Below are 18,421 nucleotides of genomic sequence, written 5' to 3'. Positions count from 1 at the left end.
GAGATCACCGCATCGGCGTCTGCCGCCGCGGTCGTGTCGTCCTGATCGGCATCGCCCCGGGGCGCGGCGTGTGCCTCCTCGAACGCCGCGTGCTGCGGGTCCGTCGCCTCTGCCACGTCGGACGGCAGCGCGTGCGCGGCATCGTCCGCTTCGGCGCCGGCATCCTGCGTGGAGGCAGCGTCGGCCACGTCGAGCGGCTCGACGTGGTCCGCATTCGCTTCGGCCTCGGCGTGCTCGCCCATCGCATCGGCGGCGCCGGCAGCGGCGGCGCCCTGCGCGGCGGCGGCCTCGGTATCGTCGTTGGCCGAAGCGGCGCCATCGTGGTGCCAGCCGCCCGACGGCGCCGACGGCTGCTGGCGCAAGCCGATCGCGGGGGCGTCCTCGTTGAATTGCTGCTCGTGCGCTTCGGCGGTGTCGTCGCTGGACGCTTCGGCGTCGCGGTGCGCGACGTCGTGATCGGACGCCGGCACGTCCTGTGGGGGTGCGGGCGCATCCTGCGTGTCGATCGCCTGCGTGTCGGTCGCCTGGCCCTCGGCATCGTGGTCCGCTGCCGCGTGATCCGATGGCGGCGACTCCTACGCGTGCATGGATGCGTCCTGGGTCTCCCCGGCCTGCGCGTCGGTCGTCTGGCCCTCGGTATCGTGATCCGCTACCGCGTACTCCGACGCCTGCGCATCCTGGGCGTGCACGGACGCATCCTGGGTCTCCCCGGCCTGCGCGTCGGTCGCGCGATGCCCGGCATCGTGATCCGCTGCCGCGTGATCCGATGCCTGCGAATCTTGCGCGTGCATGGACGCATCCTGGGCTTCCCCGGCCTGCGCGTCGGACTGGTGATCCTCGGAACCATGCGCTTCGCCAGCGTGCTCCAGCGTCTGCGGCGCCTGTACGTCCACCGACGTGTCGGTCGCGGCGGTATCGACGGCGACTGCGTCCACCGCCGCGTCCTGTTCCGCATCCGACTGCAACGCTTCCGGCGCCGGATCGTCCAACAGCTGCTCCGCGCTCAGCGGCGCCTCGACCGTCAGCTCGTCGAGCTGGCCGTCCTGCGCCAATGCCGCCTGTTCCTCGGCTTCGCGCTCATCGTGCGGTACCGCCAGCGCGTCGACCGGTGCCGCGTCTTGGCTCGGCGCATGCTCCTGCACGGACGTTTGCTCGGCCGCAAGCGTGGTGTCTTCGCTCGCCGAAGCCGGCGTGGCAGCCTCCGTGTCGATGGTGGCGTCGGCTTCTGCCGACGTGGACTCCGGTGCCGCGTCCGAGGACGGCGCGGACGATTCGTCCGCGTGGACGGCGGCGGCATGCTGGTCCGCGTCGGCCTCGTCGGCCTGCCTGCCGGTGTCGTCCGCCGGCAGCGTCTCGTGCAACTGCGCGGCGTCGCCCACGAACGCCGACAGGTCGTCGGCCGCAGTGAGTTCCACCGCCTGCACGGCCTGCGAATCCAGCCCGGTATCGCCCGGTGCAGACGCCGACAGGTCTTCGTCGTCCTCGTCGTGCGCGATCGGCGGCCACTGCACTTCCGGCAGGGTCTCCACCAGCGCGCGCAGGCGCTGCGCCAGGTCGGTGAACGGCGGAATCACCGGCGACGGCGCCTGCAGTTCCGCGATGGTCGCGGCGACGGCGCGCGCCGCATCCTCGAGCGCACGCACACCCTCGGCGCTGGGCACGCTGCCGGCAGCCAGGGCGCGCTTGACGTAGCTCTCGGCCGGGCCGGTGACCGCGGTGATCTCCGGCACGTCGGTCATCGCGAACGCGCCGCTCATGGTGTGCACCGCGCGCAGCAGCGCTTCGGTCGCCGGCTGCGGCGCATGCTGCAGCCAGGCGTGCACGGTCTCCAGATGGGTGGCGACCTCGGCTTCGAGGATCTCGCGCAGCACGCTGTCCACCGACGCCGGGGTGCCCGCGCGCGGCGCGGCAGTGGCCTGCGGGGTGGCGAAATAGAAAGCGTCCTCGCCGGCGGCGATGCGTTCGGCCACGGCCTGGATCGCATCCAGATCGGCCTGCACCGCGCCGCTGCCGCGCAGCGCGGCATTGAGCTGCGGCAGCACCGCGTAGGCCTGCTCGACCATGGCCACCACCGCCGGGCTGGCGGGGCGCGAGCCGTCGAGCACGCGGTTGAGCATGCTCTCGATCTTCCAACTGAACTCGCCGAGCACGCGTGCACCGACCAGGCGGCCGCTGCCCTTCAAGGTATGGAACACGCGGCGGATCGGCCGCAGGCTCTCCAGGTGGCTGGGCGCGGCGCGCCAGGCCGGCAGCAGCGCACCGAGATTGACCAGCTCCTCGTCGAACTCCTCCAGGAACACCGCGCGGATTTCGTCGTCGATCTCGCCATCGCCGTCGATGAAACCGGCCTCGGCGGCGGGAGCGGAGGCCACCGGCGCAGCGCTGGGCGTGGGATGCTGCGCTTCGGCGGGCGCGGCGGCGGCAGGCGCGCCACTGTTGGTGGCGGTGGCCACGTCGAACTGCGCAGCCGCCGCCTCAAGATCGGCGAGGAACGCGGCTTCGGCATCCGACACCGGTGCAGCGGGAGCGGCGGTCGCCACGTGTTCCGACGCCGGGTCGGGCGTCGCATGCTCCTCGAACACCGGCTCGGCATGCTCCGGCGCCGATGGCACGTCCGCCACGGCGTCGGTGTGCGCTTCTTCGCCGATGGGGGCAAGGCCAGGATCGGCATGCGTCTGGCCATCGAGGGGCGCGTGCGGATCGGTCCCGCGTGCGGCGTCGGTGGCGGCGACCTCCGCGGTCTCGATCGGAATCGCATGCGCGGCGTGTTCGGCTTCGGCAGCGACATCGGAGGGCTCAGCCTCCCCTGCCGCGTCGAGGCGCTCGCCGTGCGCGATGTCGGCGTCCACATCGGCCAGCGCGGACCCTGCCTCCTCGGCCTGCGCCGCCGGGGCGGCATGCCAATCGAACGCATGTCCCTCGTCGGCAGCCATGCTCGGCGCATCGGCGAACGCCGGCGCGTCGTCCAGTTCGATCACCAGCGGCGGCGTGGACGCGGCGGCGTCTTCTGCAGCGGCCGGCGCGTCGACGATGACCAGGCTGGGATCGTCGTGTTCGCCCAGGTCGGCGAACGCGGCCGGCGCACCGGTGTGCGCCTGATCCGAGTACTCGGCCGCCACCGGATCGAAGCCGGCGACACCCGACGAGAACGCCGCGGGAGCGTCGGCAGCAGCGTCGTGCTGCGTGAACGCCGGCGGCGTCTCCGGCCGCAACGCATCCTGTTCCAGCACCAGGGAATCGAGGCTGATGTGCAGCGGCTCGCTGGTGCCGGTCCAACTGTCCTGTTCGGCGGCGACCGGATCGAAGCTGAGCGCCTGCGACGGCGGCGCACTCGCCTGCTCGCGCGGGTCCTGCGCGGTGCCATCGTCGGCGGGTGCGGACGTGTGTTCGGCCGCGGTGTCGTGCTCGTCCGTCGCCAAGGTCCACTGCGGCGCCTGCGGTGCAGATGGCGTGGCGGCCTGCGTGCGCGACGGCGTGTCCGGTGTGTCCTCCGTCGGCGCCAGGTCCCAGGCCGGCACGGCCGGCGCGGCGAACGATGCGGGCGCGGGCTCCACGACCGGGGCGGCGGCCACCGGCGGCGCGGGCGCGACCGGGTCGGCTGTCTCGCTCCCGCTCGGCAACACGCCCGGCGCGGCCGGCGCGGTCTCGGGCAACGGCCAGTAGCGCAGCGCTTCCAGGCTGCTGCGGGTGATGTCGAGGATCTCCTCGCGCCCGGGGCGGCGCTCGCGCAGCGCCTCCAGGTAGTACTCGAGACTGGCCATCGCATCGGCCAGGGTGTCGAGCTGGCGGCCGCTGGGCACGCGGCGCTTGCCGATCAGCTCGGTGGCGACATAGCGGCGCACGCCTTCCAGGTAATCGGCCGGCTGCGGCAGTTCCAGCATGCGCAGGGCGCCGGCGACCTCGCCGAGCAGGCGCGGCACCTCGTCCAGGCGCGCATGGTCCCAGTTGGTCTCGATGAAGGCGACGAAATGCTCGCGGGCGCTGCCGAAGTTGGCGATCGCCTCGTGCGCCAGCACTTCCACCGTGCGCCGCGCCTCGGCGGCGCTGGCCTCGTCGTGCACATCGCCGCCGGCGCCCAGGTAGGCGACCTGGTCGTCGAGCGAGGCGTCCACGTACAGCAGCGCGCCGGCGATATCCAGCAACAGGCCTTCGTCGGCCTCGCGCGCGCCATCGACGATGCTGCGCAACGCATCGCGCTGCTGCACCACCACGCTGCGCGCCACACCCAGGCCCATCACGCCCAGGGTGTCGGCGACGCTGCCCAGCTCGTCGACCTGGGTCTGCAGCGCGGCGACGTCGCCGCCGGTGCGCAGGTGCAGGTCCAGCGCGTCCTTGACCCGCAGCAGCTCTTCCTTGATCGCGGTGCCGACGGTGTCGAGCAGTTCGCGGTTGCGGCCGCTGAGACTGCCGCGCGCGTGGTCCAGCTCGGCCTCGGTGGCGGCGGCGGCATCGGGGGCCAGCGCGAACAGCGCGCCCTCGTTGAGGCCGGCTTCGCCGCGCGCGGCGCGGATCTCGTTGAGCAGGGGCAGCAGCACGATCGGAATGTCGCGGTGGCCGTCCTGCAGGCGCTCCAGGTAGTCCGGCAGCAGCACGGTGCCGCGCATCAGCGTCGCGCAGGCCTCGTCGCGGTCGGCCGCCTGGCCGTTCTGCACCGCGGTCGCCAGCAGTTCCAGTTCCTCGGCCACCATCGCCGGCGCATACAGCTCGACCATGCGCAAGGTGCCCTGCACCTGGTGCAGGTAGCCGGCGCAGAAGCGCATGCGACCGGTGTCGGCCGGTTCCTCGACGAAGGCTTCGATCTCGCCGCGAACCTGGCGCAGGGTCTCGTCCAGTTCCGGCTTGACCCAGCCGAGCGCGGCATGGCTCATCGCATCGCGCAGCGCGCTCATCGCCGCATCTCCACGGCCGGGCACGCGCCGCGCCGCGTGGGCGCGGCGACGGCATGCGGGAGTTGTTCACGGTACGTCATGTGCGCTTCCTTCCACCCGGTTCCGGCCCGCTTACGCCGGCAGCTTGAAGTCGGCGACCGAGCGCCGCAGGTCCGCCGCCAGTTGCGCCAGGCGGCCGATCGATTCGGCGGTCTGTCCCGCGCCTTGCGAGGTCTGTCCGGTGATCTGCCGGATCACGTCCATCGTCTGGGTGATGTCGATCGCCGCCGCCGACTGCTGGTGCGCGGCGATGGAGATGTTCTTGATGAGGGTGTTGAGCGCGTTGGACACGCGCTCGATCTCGGTCAGCGCGGTGCCGGCGTCCTCGGCCAGGCGCGCGCCGGACACCACCTCGGAGGTGGTCTGCTCCATCGAGCTGACCGCTTCGTTGGTATCGGCCTGAATGGTCTGCACCAGGCCTTCGATGCGGCGGGTGGCGCCGGAGGTGCGTTCGGCCAGGCGCTGCACTTCGTCGGCGACCAGGGCGAAACCGCGGCCGGCCTCGCCGGCCGAGGCGGCCTGCACCGCGGCGTTGAGCGCCAGGATGTTGGTCTGCTCGGAAATGTCGTTGATCAGTTCCACGATCGAGCCGATCTCCTGGGTCGACTCGCCCAGGCGCTTGATGCGCTTGGAGGTCTCCTGGATCTGGTCGCGGATCTGGTCCATGCCCTGGATGGTCTCGCGGACCACGCCGGCGCCTTCGGCGGCGATCACCACCGAGCGCTGCGCCACGTCCGCCGACTCGGTGGAGTTGCGCGAGACCTGCTCGATGCTGGCGGCGATTTCGTTGATGCGCACCGAGGCCGAGCCGATCTGCTCGGCCTGGTGCCCGGCCGCCTCGGCCAGCTGCCGCGCGGTGGCCTGGGTCTCCTCGGTGGACACGGCGACCTTGGCCGAGGTGTCGTTGATCGTGGTGACCAGGTGGCGCAGCTCGTCGACGGCGTAGTTGATCGCGTCGGCGATGGCGCCGGTCATGTCCTCGGTGACCGAGGCCTTGACCGTCAGGTCGCCTTCGCCGAGCGAGCTGATTTCGTCGAGCAGGCGCATGATCGCCTGCTGGTTGCGGCTGTTGTATTCGACCTGGGTCTGCAGGCGGATTTCCTGCTCGCGGCTGCGGCTGCGCACCGTGGTCCAGACGAAGCCGATGATCGACAGCAGCGCCAGCAGGCCGGAGATCACGCCCAGCCAGAAGTTCGGAAACAGGCGGGTGTCGCGGATGGAGCCGAACGCGGAGAACGCATCGAACAGCTTCTTGCTGTCCTCCAGCATCTTGCCCGAGCCGGCGGTCAGCGCCGCGGCGGCGTTCTGCGCGGCGAACAGGCTGCGCGAACTGGCCTGCAACGCGTCCAGGTCCTTCTTCATCTCCGCCCATTGCGCCTGCGACTGCTCCAGCGCGGCCAATGCGGCAGCGTTGCGCACCGGGGCAATGCCCAGTTCCTCGTTGCCGTTGCGCAGCCCCTCGAGCATCTGCCCGAACACCACCGCATCGCGCGCCAGCGCATCGCCGGCACTGGCCGCGCCACGGCCGCCGGCGCGCATTTCGGTGACGCGGCGGGCCATGGTGCCGGCCACCACCACCTGCTGCAGGGTGTTGTAGATCTGCGCGGCGGGGGCGCCGCCGACGGTCATCGCGCGCACCACCTCGTTCAACTGCGCCTGCAGCTGCGGCACGCCGCCGACGAAGCGGTCGGCATTGCCGGCCAGCGCCAGCACCGCCGGTTCGCTGTCCACCACCTGCTGCGCGCTCTTGGCCAGCGGCGCCCAGGTACTGTTGAGGGTCCGCAGCGGTCCGGACACGCCGGCCTCGTTGGCGTAGCGCGCGTTGAGCTCGGCGACGGTGCTCTCCACCTTCGCCTTGGTCTGCCTGAACTGCTTGAAGGTCTCGGCGTTGCCGGACACCGCGTCGCGGGCCTGGTTGGCCAGCTGTTGCGACAGCACCTGCAGGTCGGCCGCGCCGGTGCTGGCGCCGGCCAGGCGGTTGCCCTGCCAGGTGGCCACGCCGGTGTTGGCGCCGAACACGACCAGCGACAGCGCCAGCAGGCCCAGCCAGAAACTCGTGCCCACGCTGCCGAGCTTGCTGGCCTTGCGGGCGTCCGGAGCAGTACTCATGATGCGACCTCGGTCTTCGATGCGGAGGCAGCGCGCGCGCTCAGGCGGCGGCTTGCCGGAATTCGGGAGTGCGCGACAGCAGCGACAGCGAGAACACGCCCCAGTCCTGGGCGTCGCCGCGGAACGCGCGGTCGATGAAATGCGCGTAGCGGCCCTGCGCCAGATCGCCCGGCTCCACCGCCTGCGCCTCGGTGAAACTGCGCTGGCCAAACAATTCGTCGATGGTCAGCGCCACGTCGCCGCCGCTCTGGCGCATGATCAGCACGCGCTGGCCTTCCTGCAGCGCGGTGCGCTCGCCTTCCAGAAACTGCTTCAGGTCGACCACCGGAAACAGGTTGCCGCGCAGGTTGCCCACGCCCAGCAGCCACGGCTGCGCGCCCGGCACCGGCGTGACCGGCGGCATGCGCACGATCTCCACCACTTCGCGGAAGTCCGACACCAGGTGGCGCTTGCCGACGCGGTAGCCGACCCCGCGCCAGACGTCGTCGTCGAAGGCGCGTTCGGGCATCTGCACGGCGTGCGCCAGGCTGCGTCGCTCGTAGGCTTCGAGGATGTCGAAGGGCGAGCGCATGTCAGCCCACCAGTTGGTTGATGCGGGCGATCAGTTCGTCTTCCCGCGGCGGCTTGACGATGTAGTCGGTGGCGCCCTGGCGCATGCCCCAGACCTTGTCGGTCTCCATGCTCTTGGTGCTGATGATCAGCACCGGGATGTGCCGGGTGGCCTCGTCGCGCGACAGCGCGCGGGTGGCCTGGAAGCCGCTCATGCCCGGCAGCACCACGTCCATCAGCACCAGGCTCGGCGCCTGCTCGCGGACCAGCTTGAGCCCGTCCTCGGCGTTGTCGGTGGACAGCACCTGGTGCCCGGCCTTTTCCAGCCACTGCGTGAACACCGCCCGGTCGGTCGGTGAGTCCTCGATCAACAAGATACGGGCCATGCTGCCTTTCCCCCTGGTCAGGCGTTGACGTATGTACGGATCGCGCCCAGCAGCTCTTCGCGTGTAAAGGGTTTGGTGAGGTAGTGCTCGGAACCGACGATACGCCCGCGCGCCTTGTCGAACAGGCCGTCCTTGGAGGACAGCATGATCACCGGCGTGGCCTTGAACAGCTGGTTGCCCTTGATCAGCGCGCAGGTCTGATAGCCGTCCAGCCGCGGCATCATGATGTCCACGAAGATGATCTGCGGCTGCTGATCGGCGATCTTGGCCAGGGCCTCGAAGCCGTCGGTCGCCGTCACCACTTCGCACCCTTCGCGCTTCAGCAACGTTTCGGCGGTACGACGGATCGTTTTCGAATCGTCGATCACCATCACCCGCAAGCCTGCGAGCTCCCCACCCGCAGTCGTGTTTTCACTCATCACCTGCCCCCAAGCGCGCGACGCTTCATCGGATCCGGCTTCGCTGCGAAACGCCATGTATCCCAAGACCCGCTGCGACTGTCAAGGCCGCCGCCGCGGGTCCGCATTGAACCACGTAACCGCACAAACTATGTCACAGTTTGGCCCATGGCGTGCGACACCGCGCAGCCGCGCCCGCCCTCCGGTGCGCAGCGCCCCCCGCCGACCCGCTACCATCTTCCGCTCAGTCTCTCAGGTGCCCCCATGCCGTTCGATGTCATCGTGGTGATGGATCCCATCGCCAGCATCAAGATCGCCAAAGACACGACCTTCGCGATGCTGCTGGAAGCGCAGCGCCGCGGGCACCGGCTGCACTACGTGCGCCCCGGCGGGCTGACCCTGCGCGATGGCCACGCGCTGGCCCAGGCCGCGCCGCTGCGGGTGCGCGACGACAAGACCGGCTGGTTCGAGCTGGACGCCTTTGCCGAACTGACCTTCGGCCCCGGGCAGGTGGTGCTGATGCGCAAGGATCCGCCGTTCGATGCCGAGTTCCTGTACGACACCCACGTGCTCAGCGTGGCCCAGCGCGCCGGCGCGCAGGTGGTCAACGACCCGCAGGGCCTGCGCGACTTCAACGAGAAGCTGGCCGCGCTGCTGTTCCCGCAATGTTGCCCGCCGACCCTGGTCAGCCGCGACGCCGCCGCGCTGAAGGCGTTCGTGCTGGAACACGGCCAGGCGGTGCTGAAGCCGCTGGACGGCATGGGCGGGCGCTCGATCTTCCGCAGCGGCACCGGCGACCCCAACCTCAACGTGATCCTGGAGACGCTGACCGACGGCGGCCGCAAGCTGGCCCTGGCGCAACGCTTCATCCCGGACATCAGCGCCGGCGACAAGCGCATCCTGCTGGTCGACGGCGTGGCCGTGGACTATTGCCTGGCGCGGATTCCGCAGGGCGACGAGTTCCGCGGCAACCTGGCCGCCGGCGGCCGCGGCGAAGGCCGCCCGCTGAGCGAGCGCGACCGCTGGATCGCCACGCAGGTCGGCCCGGAGATGAAGCGGCGCGGCATGCGCTTCGTCGGCCTGGACGTGATCGGCGACTACCTCACCGAGGTCAACGTCACCAGCCCCACCTGCGTGCGCGAGCTCGACGCGCAGTTCGGGCTCAACATCGCCGGGCTGCTGTTCGACGCCATCGAGGCCTACCCGGCGCGATGAGCGCGGCGGCCGCGACGCCCGCGCCGCGCATCGGCGAGCGCGAACGGCTCAGCGCCACCCTGGTGCTGTCGCTGATCGTGCACGGCCTGCTGATCCTCGGCGTGGGTTTCGCGATCGACGACGATGCGCCGCTGGTGCCGACCCTGGACGTGATCTTCAGCCAGACCAGCACCCCGCTGACCCCGAAGCAGGCCGACTTCCTGGCCCAGGCCAACCAGCAGGGCGGTGGCGACCACGACACACCCCAGCGTCCGCGCGACAGCCAGCCGGGCGTGGTACCGCAGCGCCAGGACGGCCTGGCGCCGCAGGCGCTGCGCGCGCAGACCGCGGCGGCCGCGCCGGAACCGACCCCGCGTGTGGTCAGCAGCGCGCGCGGCGAACAGCCGCTGCCGGCGGCGCAGACCCAGCCGCGCACCGACGACCCGCTGCGGCCGGTGGACGCGCAGCGCGAACAGCGCGATGCCGAGATGGCGCGACTGGCCGCCGAAGTACACCTGCGCTCGGAGCAGTACGCCAAGCGCCCCAACCGCAAGTTCGTCTCCGCCAGCACCCGAGAATACGCCTACGCCAACTACCTGCGCGCCTGGGTCGACCGCGCCGAGCGCGTCGGCAACCTCAACTATCCCGACGAAGCGCGGCGGCGCCGGCTCGGCGGCCAGGTGGTGATCAGCGTCGGCGTGCGCCGCGACGGCAGCCTGGAAAGCAGCCGCATCCTGCGCTCCAGCGGCGTGCCGATGCTCGACGCCGCCGCATTGCGGATCGTGCAACTGGCGCAGCCGTTCCCGCCGCTGCCCCGCACCGACGACAACATCGACATCCTGCAGGTCACCCGCACCTGGGTGTTCCTGCCCGGCGGCAGCCTGGTCGACGACCGCTGAGCGGCGAGCAGATCGGCGGCCCCTCTCCCACCGGGAGAGGAGCTGGGGTGAGGGTCCGGCGCGCAGCGACTCGCGGTGCTTGGGTGTACGAGGCTGCGCCCGGACCCTCACATCCGCCCCTGCGGGGCACCTTCTCCCGGTGGGAGAAGGAACCGCGCTAGCCCCTCTCCCGCCGGGAGAGGGGTTGGGGTGAGGGTACGGCGCGCAGCGTCTCGCCGTGTTTGGGTGTACGAGGCTGCGCCCGTACCCTCATCCGCCCCTGCGGGGCACCTTCTCCCGGCGGGAGAAGGAACCGCGCTAGCCCCTCTCCCGCACGCAAGCCCCCGGCGGCGAAGGACATAACCATTGCTGCCGCGGACATAACGACGCGGCATTTCTGTGATGGCGTCGCATTAAGGTTAATGGAGCAGGGGAACGTTACCGCGCACACCGCATCATCCAGGACGGGCAGATTCGAGTCGGCGCGGCGGCCCCCGCCCCCACCACCCGAGTCGCCTTCCGCATGCACAACCATCGTTCCATCCGCAGGCCCGCCCTGCTCGCCCTGGCACTGAGTGCCGCCCTCGCCCTGCCCCCGGCCCAGGCCCAGTCCACCACCGGCACCGTTGCCGGGCAGGCGCCAGCCGATACCCAACGCATCCTGGTCCGCAGCGACAGCGGCCTCAGCCGCGAGGTCGCCGTGGACGCGCGCGGCCGCTACAGCGTCGGCCAGTTGCCGCTGGGCACCTACACCATCATCGCCAAGGGCGCCGACGGCCGCGTGCTGGGCAGTCGCGACGGCGTCGGCCTCACCGTCGGTGCCGTCACCGACGTGTCCTTCGCCCCGGTCACCAGCCTGGCCGGGGTCCAGGTCAGTGCCGACCGCGCCGCCGCCGCGATCGACGTGAGCAGCGTGGATTCGCGTACCGTGATCAATGCCGAACAGCTACAGCGCCTGCCGCTGGGCCGCTCGGCCGAGGCCATCGCGCAACTGGCGCCCGGCGTGGCCGGCAACAGCGGCAGCGGCACCTACATCGGCCCCACCGGCGCGCAGTTGCTCAGCTTCGGCGGCGCCTCCGCGGCGGAGAACGCGTACTACATCAATGGCTTCAACACCACCGACCCGCTGCGCGGCCTCGGCGGGCTGACCCTGCCCTACGGCAGCATCGACCAGTTGGAGGTCTACACCGGCGGCTACAGCGCCAAGTACGGCCGTTCCGACGGCGGCGTGATCAACGCGGTCGGCAAGCGCGGCAGCAACGAATGGCATTTCGGTGGCCAGGCGACCTGGGAGCCGGACGGCTTGCGCTCGGCGCCGAAGGACGTGTACGCGCCCGGCAACGGCGCGCTGTACCGCCCGGACAGCAAGAGCGGCTCCACCCTCAGCACCCAGAGCGTCTACGCCGGCGGCCCGCTGATCCAGGACCGGCTGTTCTTCTTCGGCGCCTACGAACTGCAGCGCCAGGACGGCGACCGCTTCTACGGCGCACGCGAGACCACGCCGGGGCCGTACTACTACGACTACCAGTACCGTCGGCCGAGCTGGTACGCCAAGCTGGACTGGAACATCAGCGACAGCCAGCTACTGGAAATCACCGGCGCCTCCAGCCGCTACGTCACCCGCGGCAAGTACTACCAGTACAGCGGCCGCGACATCGGCGCCCTGCGCGGCGCTGCCGACACCACCAAGACCGGCGGCGACCTGTGGAGCGCCAAGTACACCGGCTACCTCACCGACCGCCTGACCTTCAGCGCCCTGTACGGCCAACAGCGTACCGACGACTACAGCCGCAATCCCAACTACAACGGAACGCTGACCTATGTGTCCAGCCCCGCGTTCCAGAATCCGGCCTACACCGGCGGCACCCCGATCACCAATGCGCAGACCACCTCGCTGCTGATCGACCCCGCGCGCGGCAACCGCACCGACAATCTGCGCCTGGACCTGAACTACGCCATCGGCGCGCACAGCATCACCATCGGCATCGACAACCAGAACGCGCGCGCGCTCAACCGCGGCTCGGTGGCCTCGGGCGACGGCTACTACTGGATCTACGGCCAGGCCAACCCCAACGTGCCGATCAATACCGGCCTCGGCGTGCCGGCCACCGGCGGCTATCCCAACGGCCAGGACGGCTACTACGTGCGCAAGTACATCTACAGCGCGCTGGCCTCGGTGCGCGCGGCGCAGCGCGCGCAGTACGTGGAGGACAACTGGCAGGTCACCGACCGGTTGCTGCTCAACCTCGGCCTGCGCCTGGACCAGTTCACCAACTACAACCGCGACGGCGCGCCCTACATCAAGCAGACCAGCGGGCAATGGGCGCCGCGGCTGGGTTTCAGCTGGGACGTCGACGGCGATGCGCGCTTCAAGGTCTACGGCAACGCCGGCCGCTACTACCTGGCGCTGCCGCTGAATCCGGCGTTCAACGCCGCCGGCGCCACCCTGGCCACCTCCACCTACTACACCTACGGCGGCATCGACGCCAACGGCTATCCCACCGGCCTGACCCAGATCTCCGGCGCGGTCTCGGCCAACAACAACTACGGCATCCTGCCCGATCCCAAGACCGTCGCCACACAGGGCATCAAGCCCTCGTTCCAGGACGAGTTCATCCTCGGCTTCACCAAGGCCTGGGGCGACAGCTGGGTCTACGGCGCCAAGGGCACCTACCGCGTCCTGCGCAGCGGCGTGGACGACTACTGCGACAGCGATACGGTGTTCGCCGCCGCCGCGGCGCAAGGGCACACGGTGACCCTGGCCAGCAACCCGGTCAGCTGCTGGCTGATCAACCCGGGCCGGGCCAACACCTTCACCCTGGTCGACACCTCCGGCAACTACGTCAAGGTGCCGCTGACCAATGCGCAGTTCGGCTTCCCCGCGTTCAAGCGCAACTACTACGGGCTCAACCTGTCGCTGGAGCACCCGTTCGACCAGCGCTGGTACGGCCGCCTCGACTACACCTGGTCGCGCAGCTACGGCACCACCGAGGGCCAGTTGCTGTCGGGCATCGGCCAGACCGCGGTGTCCACCACCCAGGCCTGGGACTTCGCGCAGTTGATGGAGCACACCAACGGCCCGCAGAGCAACGACCACACCCACCAGGTCAAGTTCTACGGCTACTACCAGATCAACCCGGCGTGGCTGGTGTCGGCCAATCTCAAGCTGATCTCCGGTTCGCCGTTCAGCGCGTTGGGCTCCTACGGCCCGGACCACAGCGACCCCTCCGGCTACGGCATCGCCTATCACTACTACCAGGGCCAGCCGGCGCCTCCGGGCAGCCAGGGCCGTCTGCCGTGGCTGCAGCAGCTCGATCTCGGGGTCTCGTGGCGGCCGGCCTACGCCGACCGCAAACTGGCCTTCACCCTGGACGTGTTCAACGTCTTCAACGGCCAGGCCACGCTGTGGAAGTACCCGTACTCGGAGTCGGACCCGGGTAACGCGGACCCGGTATACGGCGCGGCCCTGCTGCGCCAGGCGCCGCGTTCGCTGCGCCTGAGCGTCAGCTACGACTACTGATCCGCTGCGCGGCAGTCCCAAGGACGCCGGCCATGGAAGGCCGGCGCCTGCGGCAAAGGTCAGCCGGCGACCGTAGCGGCGTGCAACCGGTCGGCGAGCGCCACGATCTCCGCCGCGTCCTGGACCCGTTCGCGCCAGGCCGCGGGAATCCCGTCGACGCCGTAGAAGGCGCCGGCCAACTGCCCGCAGATCGCCGCGGTGGTATCGGCATCGTCGCCAAGATTGGCCGCGCGCAATACCGCCGCGGCGAAACTGTCGGTGGTGGCGAAGCACCACAGCGCCGCCGACAGCGCATCGACCACATAACCGGTGCCGCGGATCTGCGCCGCCGGCACCGCCGCGTGGTCGCGCACGGCCAGCGCACGCAGCGCCGGGGTCTGCATCGGCGGCGCGCCGGGCGCCCGCAGCACCTGCGCGCGGTCCTCGCCCAGCAACGCGGCACGCAACTGGAACGCGAACAACCGGCTGGCATCCAGCGCCTCGGCCGCGGCATGGGTGGTGCGCGAGCTGTCGGCGGCGCGCTCGGCCAGTTCGTCCTGACGCTGCGCATAGAACATCGCCACCGGCGCCAGCCGCATCAACGCGCCGTTGCCGGCCGCGCGCGGATCGTCGCTGCCGCTGAACGCCGGCCCGCCCTGCAGGTAACGCTCCAGCGCGGCGCGCACGGTGTTGCCGATGTCGAAGCACACCCCGGTGCTGCTCAGGTAGCCGTGCCGGTACCAGTTGCAATAGCGGTTCATCTGGTCGGCCGCGTCGAAGCCCTGCCGGTACAGCAGGCTGTGGGCCAGGCACAACGCCATCGAGGTGTCGTCGGTCCACTGCCCCGGCTGCAGCTCGAACGGGCCGCCGCCGATCATGTCGTCGATCGGCGCGAAACTGCCGGGCGCCTTGAATTCCAGGGTCGTCCCCAACGCATCGCCGACCGCCAGCCCCAGCAGGCACCCGCGGAAACGGGCGCCGGGCGCCACGCCACCGCTCATCGTGCGGCCCGCTGTGCCTGCTGCTCGGCCAGGGTCAGGGCGACGTTGTCGCGCAGGTAGGCCGGCTCGGCGCGTTCCGGCGCGATCGCCTCGCCGCGCGCGTACGCGGCCGCGGCCAGGGTCAGCACGTCGGCGGCATGCGGCAGCGCCTGCGCGTCGGCGCTGCGCCAGTGCGCGCCGAAGCGGCGTTGCAAGGTGCCATCGACCGCGGCCAGGCCGGTGCCGACCGCACTCCAGGCCGCATCCGGCTCCGGCAACACGAAGGCCTCCGGGCTCAACACCTGCTCCGCGGTCAGCGCCAACAGACGGCCGTCGGCCTGCCGCGCGTACGCGGCGGTGTAGACCTCGCCCATGCGCGCATCGATCGCCGCCAGCACCCGCGGCGCGTCGGCCGGCGCGCGCTGCGCCAACACCTGCAACGTGGACACCGGCAGCACCGGCAGGTCCAGGGCCAGGGCGATGCCCTGCGCCACCGCGATCGCCAGGCGCACCCCGGTGAACGCGCCGGGGCCGCGGCCGAAGGCCACCGCATCGAGCTGGCGGCGGCCGATCCCGGCCTCGGCCAGCAGTTGCTCGGCCCACGGCAGCGCCAGCTCGGCATGCCGCCGCGGCGCCAGTTCGAAGCGCTCCAGCACGCGGTCGCCGACCTGGACGGCGACGGAACAGGCTTCGGTGGAGGTTTCGAAGGCGAGGAGGTTCATGGGAAGCCGGGATTCGGGAATCGGGATTGGGGAATCGGGATTGGGGAATCGAAAGAGCAACGGCCGTGCGTCGGCTAGTCGGACGCGGCCGGTGGCGGCGCCGCTTCGGGATTATCGCCTAGCGCTGGGGCCTCGGTAGCGAAGAACTGGCGCACGTCCTCCACGTCGCGGGTACGCGCGAACGGCGGCAGCGACTCCAGGAAGGTGCGGCCGTAGGACTTGGACAGCAGGCGCGGGTCGCACAGCACCAGCACGCCGCGGTCGCGCTCGCTGCGGATCAGGCGGCCCACGCCCTGCTTGAGGGCGATCACCGCCTGCGGCAATTGCTCGTCGCGGAACGGGTTGCCGCCGTCGCGGCGGATCGCGTCCAGGCGCGCCTCGAACACCGGATCGTCGGGCGCGGCGAACGGCAGCTTGTCGATCACCACCACGCTCAGCGCATCGCCGACCACGTCCACGCCCTCGCGAAAACTGGCCGAGCCGAGCAGCACGCCGTTGCCGGAGGCGCGGAAGCGTTGCAGCAGGGTCGCGCGCGGCGCCTCGCCCTGCACGAACAGCGGCCAGGGACTGTCGCGCAGCGCCTCGGCCGCCTCGCGCAGCGCGCGGTGCGAGGCGAACAGCAGGAAGGCGCGGCCCTGCGAGGCCTCCAGCACCGGCTGCAGCGCGGCGATCAGCGCGGTGCCGAAGCCGCGCGCCGCAGGATCCGGTAGCGCCGGCAGGTAGCACAGCGCCTGCCGCGCCCAGTCGAACGGGCTGGGCTGCAGCAGGGTCATCGGGTCGCTCAGGCCCAGGCGGGTGGCGATGTGTTCGAACTCGCCCTTCACCGCCAGCGTCGCCGAGGTGAACACCCAGGCCGCGTGCGAGGCCTCGCGGTGCGCGCGTAGCGGCGCGGACACGTCCAGCGGCGTGCGCTGGCAGCGAAAGCCGCGCGGGGTCAGCTCGTACCACAGCACATCGTTCGACGGCGCATCCGGTTCCGGCTCGGCCTCGAAATCCGGAATCGGCGCATCCTCGCCGAGCCAGCGGCCCAACCGCGTGCGCAGTTCGCGCGCACGCGCCGCGCAGGCGTCGAACCCGGGCGAGGCCTCGCGCAGCACCGCCAGCGGCTCCTGCAGCCGTGCCAGATCGGCCAGCAACGCATCGAAGCCGTCGCGCACCTGCGGCTTGGCCAGCAGCCGCCACTGCGTGCCGCGCGCCGGCAGCCCCTCCATCGCCGCGCGCAGTTCGCGCAGGGTCTGCTCCAGCGCCTGCGCCGGCGCCTGCAGGCTGGCCAGCGCGCCGGCGACCTGGCGGCTCTCGGCCAGGCAGTCGCGCGCCAGTTCCTGCAGCGGGCGCATGCCGAAGCCTTCGCCGAAGAAGTTCGCCGCCAGCTCCGGCAACTGGTGCGCCTCGTCGATCACGAAGGCCTGCGCGCCGGGCAGTATCTCGCCGAAGCCCTCCTGCTTCAGCGCCAGGTCGGCCAGCAGCAGGTGGTGGTTGACCACCACCAGGTCGGCGGCCTGCGCGCGCTGCCGCGCCTGCACCACGAAGCACTCGCCCCAGAACGGACACTCGGTGCCCAGGCAGTTGTCCACCGTGGAGGTGACCAGCGGCAGCAGCGGCGAATCGTCGGCCAGCGCGTCCAGCTCGGCGATGTCGCCGAAGCGGGTGCGCCCGCTCCAGGCGACGATGCGCTGGAACTGCGCGACCTGCTCGCGCGCGGTGAAGCGCGGCTCGCCGCGGGCCTGCTGCAGGCGGTACTTGCACAGGTAGTTGGCGCGCCCCTTCAGCAGCGCGCTGCTCAGGCCCACGCCCAGCGCCGCCCGCACCCGCGGCAGATCGCGGTGGTAGAGCTGGTCCTGCAGCGCGCGGGTGCCGGTGGAGACGATGGTCTTCAGCCCCGACAGCAACGCCGGGACCAGATACGCATAGGTCTTGCCGGTGCCGGTCCCGGCCTCGGCAAGCAGCACGTCGCGCTGCTCGAATGCCTCGGCGATCGCCGCGGTCAACCGCAACTGCGCCGGCCGCGGCACGAACGCATCGAGCTGGCGCGCAAGCGCACCGCCTTCGCTGAGCGCTTCGGTGCTTGCATGGGCTAAAGACATTGGGAATGGGGAATCGGGAATGGGGAATGGTCAGAGCAGCGCTACTACCCGCTCACTGTCCCGGCCGCCGGCGGAGCGGAAATATGGAATATCGCCAGGATGGCAAACCACCAGAAATGCAGGCTTTCACCCATTCCCCATTCCCGACTCCCCATTCCCGGCCGTCAGTACCGCTTGATCCCCGGCACCGTGCACCCGGCGATCTGCGCATGCGCCGAGGCGGCGTTTTCCTTCTGTCCGCGGGCCAGGCGCGCCTGTTCGATGGTCGCCCAGTGGCGGCGGCACAGCGGGCCGGTCTGCGAGCCCAGGTCGATGGCGCGCTTGGCGAAGGCTTCGGCCTGCGCATCGTCCTTCTGCAGCAGCGCCACCTCGGCGCGGTCCTGCAGCAGCGCCGGGTCGTCCGGCACCAGCTTCAGCGCCTGGTCCAGGGCCGCGGCGGCGCCGGCCAGGTCGCCGGCGGCGCGCTTGCGCTTGGCGCTCTCGCGCAGGTCCTCGACTTCCGGATCGCGCAGCGGCTGCACGCTCAGTTCGGTGTCGTCGGCGCCGCCGCTGGCGTCGATCGCGGCAATGCGCTGCGCCGGCGTGGTGGTGTCCACCGGCGCGGCCGGGGGCGGCGGCGGCGGCGCGCTGACGCAGGAAGCGAGCAGCAGGCTGAGGGCGGCGATGGCGGGGGTACGTGGGGTCATGAGCGGTA

11 protein-coding genes and 1 pseudogene are annotated in these 18,421 nt (G+C 71.0%); 3 read left to right on the top strand and 9 right to left on the bottom strand.

All coding sequences use genetic code 11. The features are described 5' to 3' along the window. Window positions 1–1,565 precede the first annotated feature (1,565 nt). From AC1PME_RS06235 to pilG, 5 genes and pseudogenes are all read right to left on the bottom strand, one after another. A pseudogene (locus AC1PME_RS06235) lies at window positions 1,566–4,889 on the bottom strand (Hpt domain-containing protein); the annotation flags it as partial. A 111-nt stretch (window positions 4,890–5,000) separates the two neighbouring features. Further along, the gene (locus AC1PME_RS06230) at window positions 5,001–7,037 is read right to left on the bottom strand and encodes a methyl-accepting chemotaxis protein (RefSeq protein WP_481097628.1); all 2,037 of its coding nucleotides are present in this window, start codon (window positions 7,035–7,037) and stop codon (window positions 5,001–5,003) included. A 40-nt stretch (window positions 7,038–7,077) separates the two neighbouring features. After that, window positions 7,078–7,608: a chemotaxis protein CheW gene (locus AC1PME_RS06225; protein ID WP_017910264.1), complete on the bottom strand. Its 531-nt coding sequence runs from the start codon at window positions 7,606–7,608 to the stop codon at window positions 7,078–7,080. Between the two features lies 1 nt (window position 7,609). Next, window positions 7,610–7,972 carry a response regulator gene (locus AC1PME_RS06220; protein ID WP_254460784.1) on the bottom strand — a complete coding sequence of 121 codons (363 nt, stop codon included), beginning with the start codon at window positions 7,970–7,972 and terminating at the stop codon, window positions 7,610–7,612. Between the two features lie 17 nt (window positions 7,973–7,989). Next, on the bottom strand, window positions 7,990–8,391 hold the full coding sequence (gene pilG, locus AC1PME_RS06215; protein WP_237649356.1) for a twitching motility response regulator PilG: 402 nt from the start codon (window positions 8,389–8,391) through the stop codon (window positions 7,990–7,992). A gap of 243 nt (window positions 8,392–8,634) precedes the next feature. Between pilG and gshB the strand changes: the two genes are divergently transcribed. From gshB to AC1PME_RS06200, 3 genes are all read left to right on the top strand, one after another. After that, window positions 8,635–9,585: a glutathione synthase gene (gshB, locus tag AC1PME_RS06210; RefSeq protein WP_254460783.1), complete on the top strand. Its 951-nt coding sequence runs from the start codon at window positions 8,635–8,637 to the stop codon at window positions 9,583–9,585. Continuing rightward, window positions 9,582–10,463, top strand: coding sequence for an energy transducer TonB family protein (locus AC1PME_RS06205; RefSeq protein WP_481097627.1), 882 nt, complete (start codon window positions 9,582–9,584; stop codon window positions 10,461–10,463). Before gshB ends, AC1PME_RS06205 begins: the two co-directional genes overlap by 4 nt. A 502-nt stretch (window positions 10,464–10,965) precedes the next feature. Beyond that, window positions 10,966–13,962 carry a TonB-dependent receptor gene (locus tag AC1PME_RS06200; RefSeq protein ID WP_481097626.1) on the top strand — a complete coding sequence of 999 codons (2,997 nt, stop codon included), beginning with the start codon at window positions 10,966–10,968 and terminating at the stop codon, window positions 13,960–13,962. A 59-nt stretch (window positions 13,963–14,021) separates the two neighbouring features. Here AC1PME_RS06200 and AC1PME_RS06195 read toward each other — a convergent pair whose 3' ends face one another. The 4 genes from AC1PME_RS06195 to AC1PME_RS06180 all read right to left on the bottom strand — a co-directional run bounded on the left by AC1PME_RS06195 (window position 14,022) and on the right by AC1PME_RS06180 (window position 18,413). After that, window positions 14,022–14,930, bottom strand: coding sequence for an ADP-ribosylglycohydrolase family protein (locus tag AC1PME_RS06195; protein ID WP_481097625.1), 909 nt, complete (start codon window positions 14,928–14,930; stop codon window positions 14,022–14,024). 8 nt (window positions 14,931–14,938) lie between these two features. Further along, window positions 14,939–15,643 carry a tRNA (adenosine(37)-N6)-threonylcarbamoyltransferase complex dimerization subunit type 1 TsaB gene (gene tsaB, locus AC1PME_RS06190; RefSeq protein WP_307549262.1) on the bottom strand — a complete coding sequence of 235 codons (705 nt, stop codon included), beginning with the start codon at window positions 15,641–15,643 and terminating at the stop codon, window positions 14,939–14,941. Between the two features lie 74 nt (window positions 15,644–15,717). Next, the gene (yoaA, locus tag AC1PME_RS06185; protein WP_481097624.1) at window positions 15,718–17,727 is read right to left on the bottom strand and encodes a DNA repair helicase YoaA; all 2,010 of its coding nucleotides are present in this window, start codon (window positions 17,725–17,727) and stop codon (window positions 15,718–15,720) included. A 164-nt stretch (window positions 17,728–17,891) separates the two neighbouring features. Continuing rightward, window positions 17,892–18,413, bottom strand: coding sequence for a tetratricopeptide repeat protein (locus AC1PME_RS06180; protein ID WP_254460777.1), 522 nt, complete (start codon window positions 18,411–18,413; stop codon window positions 17,892–17,894). Between the last annotated feature and the right edge of the window lie 8 nt (window positions 18,414–18,421).

The sequence above is a fragment of the Xanthomonas sp. NCPPB 901 genome (assembly GCF_056725085.1).
The sequence above is the reverse complement of the archived record's forward strand: the minus strand, read 5'-3'. Positions and strand labels throughout refer to the sequence as shown.

Excerpts from the sequence above, each read along its gene's own strand:
- yoaA (WP_481097624.1), bottom strand. The coding sequence starts at position 17,727 with ATGTCTTTAGCCCATGCAAGCACCGAAGCGCTCAGCGAAGGCGGTGCG.
- AC1PME_RS06220 (WP_254460784.1), bottom strand. The coding sequence starts at position 7,972 with ATGGCCCGTATCTTGTTGATCGAGGACTCACCGACCGACCGGGCGGTG.
- AC1PME_RS06180 (WP_254460777.1), bottom strand. The coding sequence starts at position 18,413 with ATGACCCCACGTACCCCCGCCATCGCCGCCCTCAGCCTGCTGCTCGCT.
- gshB (WP_254460783.1), top strand. The coding sequence starts at position 8,635 with ATGCCGTTCGATGTCATCGTGGTGATGGATCCCATCGCCAGCATCAAG.
- tsaB (WP_307549262.1), bottom strand. The coding sequence starts at position 15,643 with ATGAACCTCCTCGCCTTCGAAACCTCCACCGAAGCCTGTTCCGTCGCC.
- AC1PME_RS06225 (WP_017910264.1), bottom strand. The coding sequence starts at position 7,608 with ATGCGCTCGCCCTTCGACATCCTCGAAGCCTACGAGCGACGCAGCCTG.
- AC1PME_RS06200 (WP_481097626.1), top strand. The coding sequence starts at position 10,966 with ATGCACAACCATCGTTCCATCCGCAGGCCCGCCCTGCTCGCCCTGGCA.
- AC1PME_RS06205 (WP_481097627.1), top strand. The coding sequence starts at position 9,582 with ATGAGCGCGGCGGCCGCGACGCCCGCGCCGCGCATCGGCGAGCGCGAA.
- pilG (WP_237649356.1), bottom strand. The coding sequence starts at position 8,391 with ATGAGTGAAAACACGACTGCGGGTGGGGAGCTCGCAGGCTTGCGGGTG.
- AC1PME_RS06230 (WP_481097628.1), bottom strand. The coding sequence starts at position 7,037 with ATGAGTACTGCTCCGGACGCCCGCAAGGCCAGCAAGCTCGGCAGCGTG.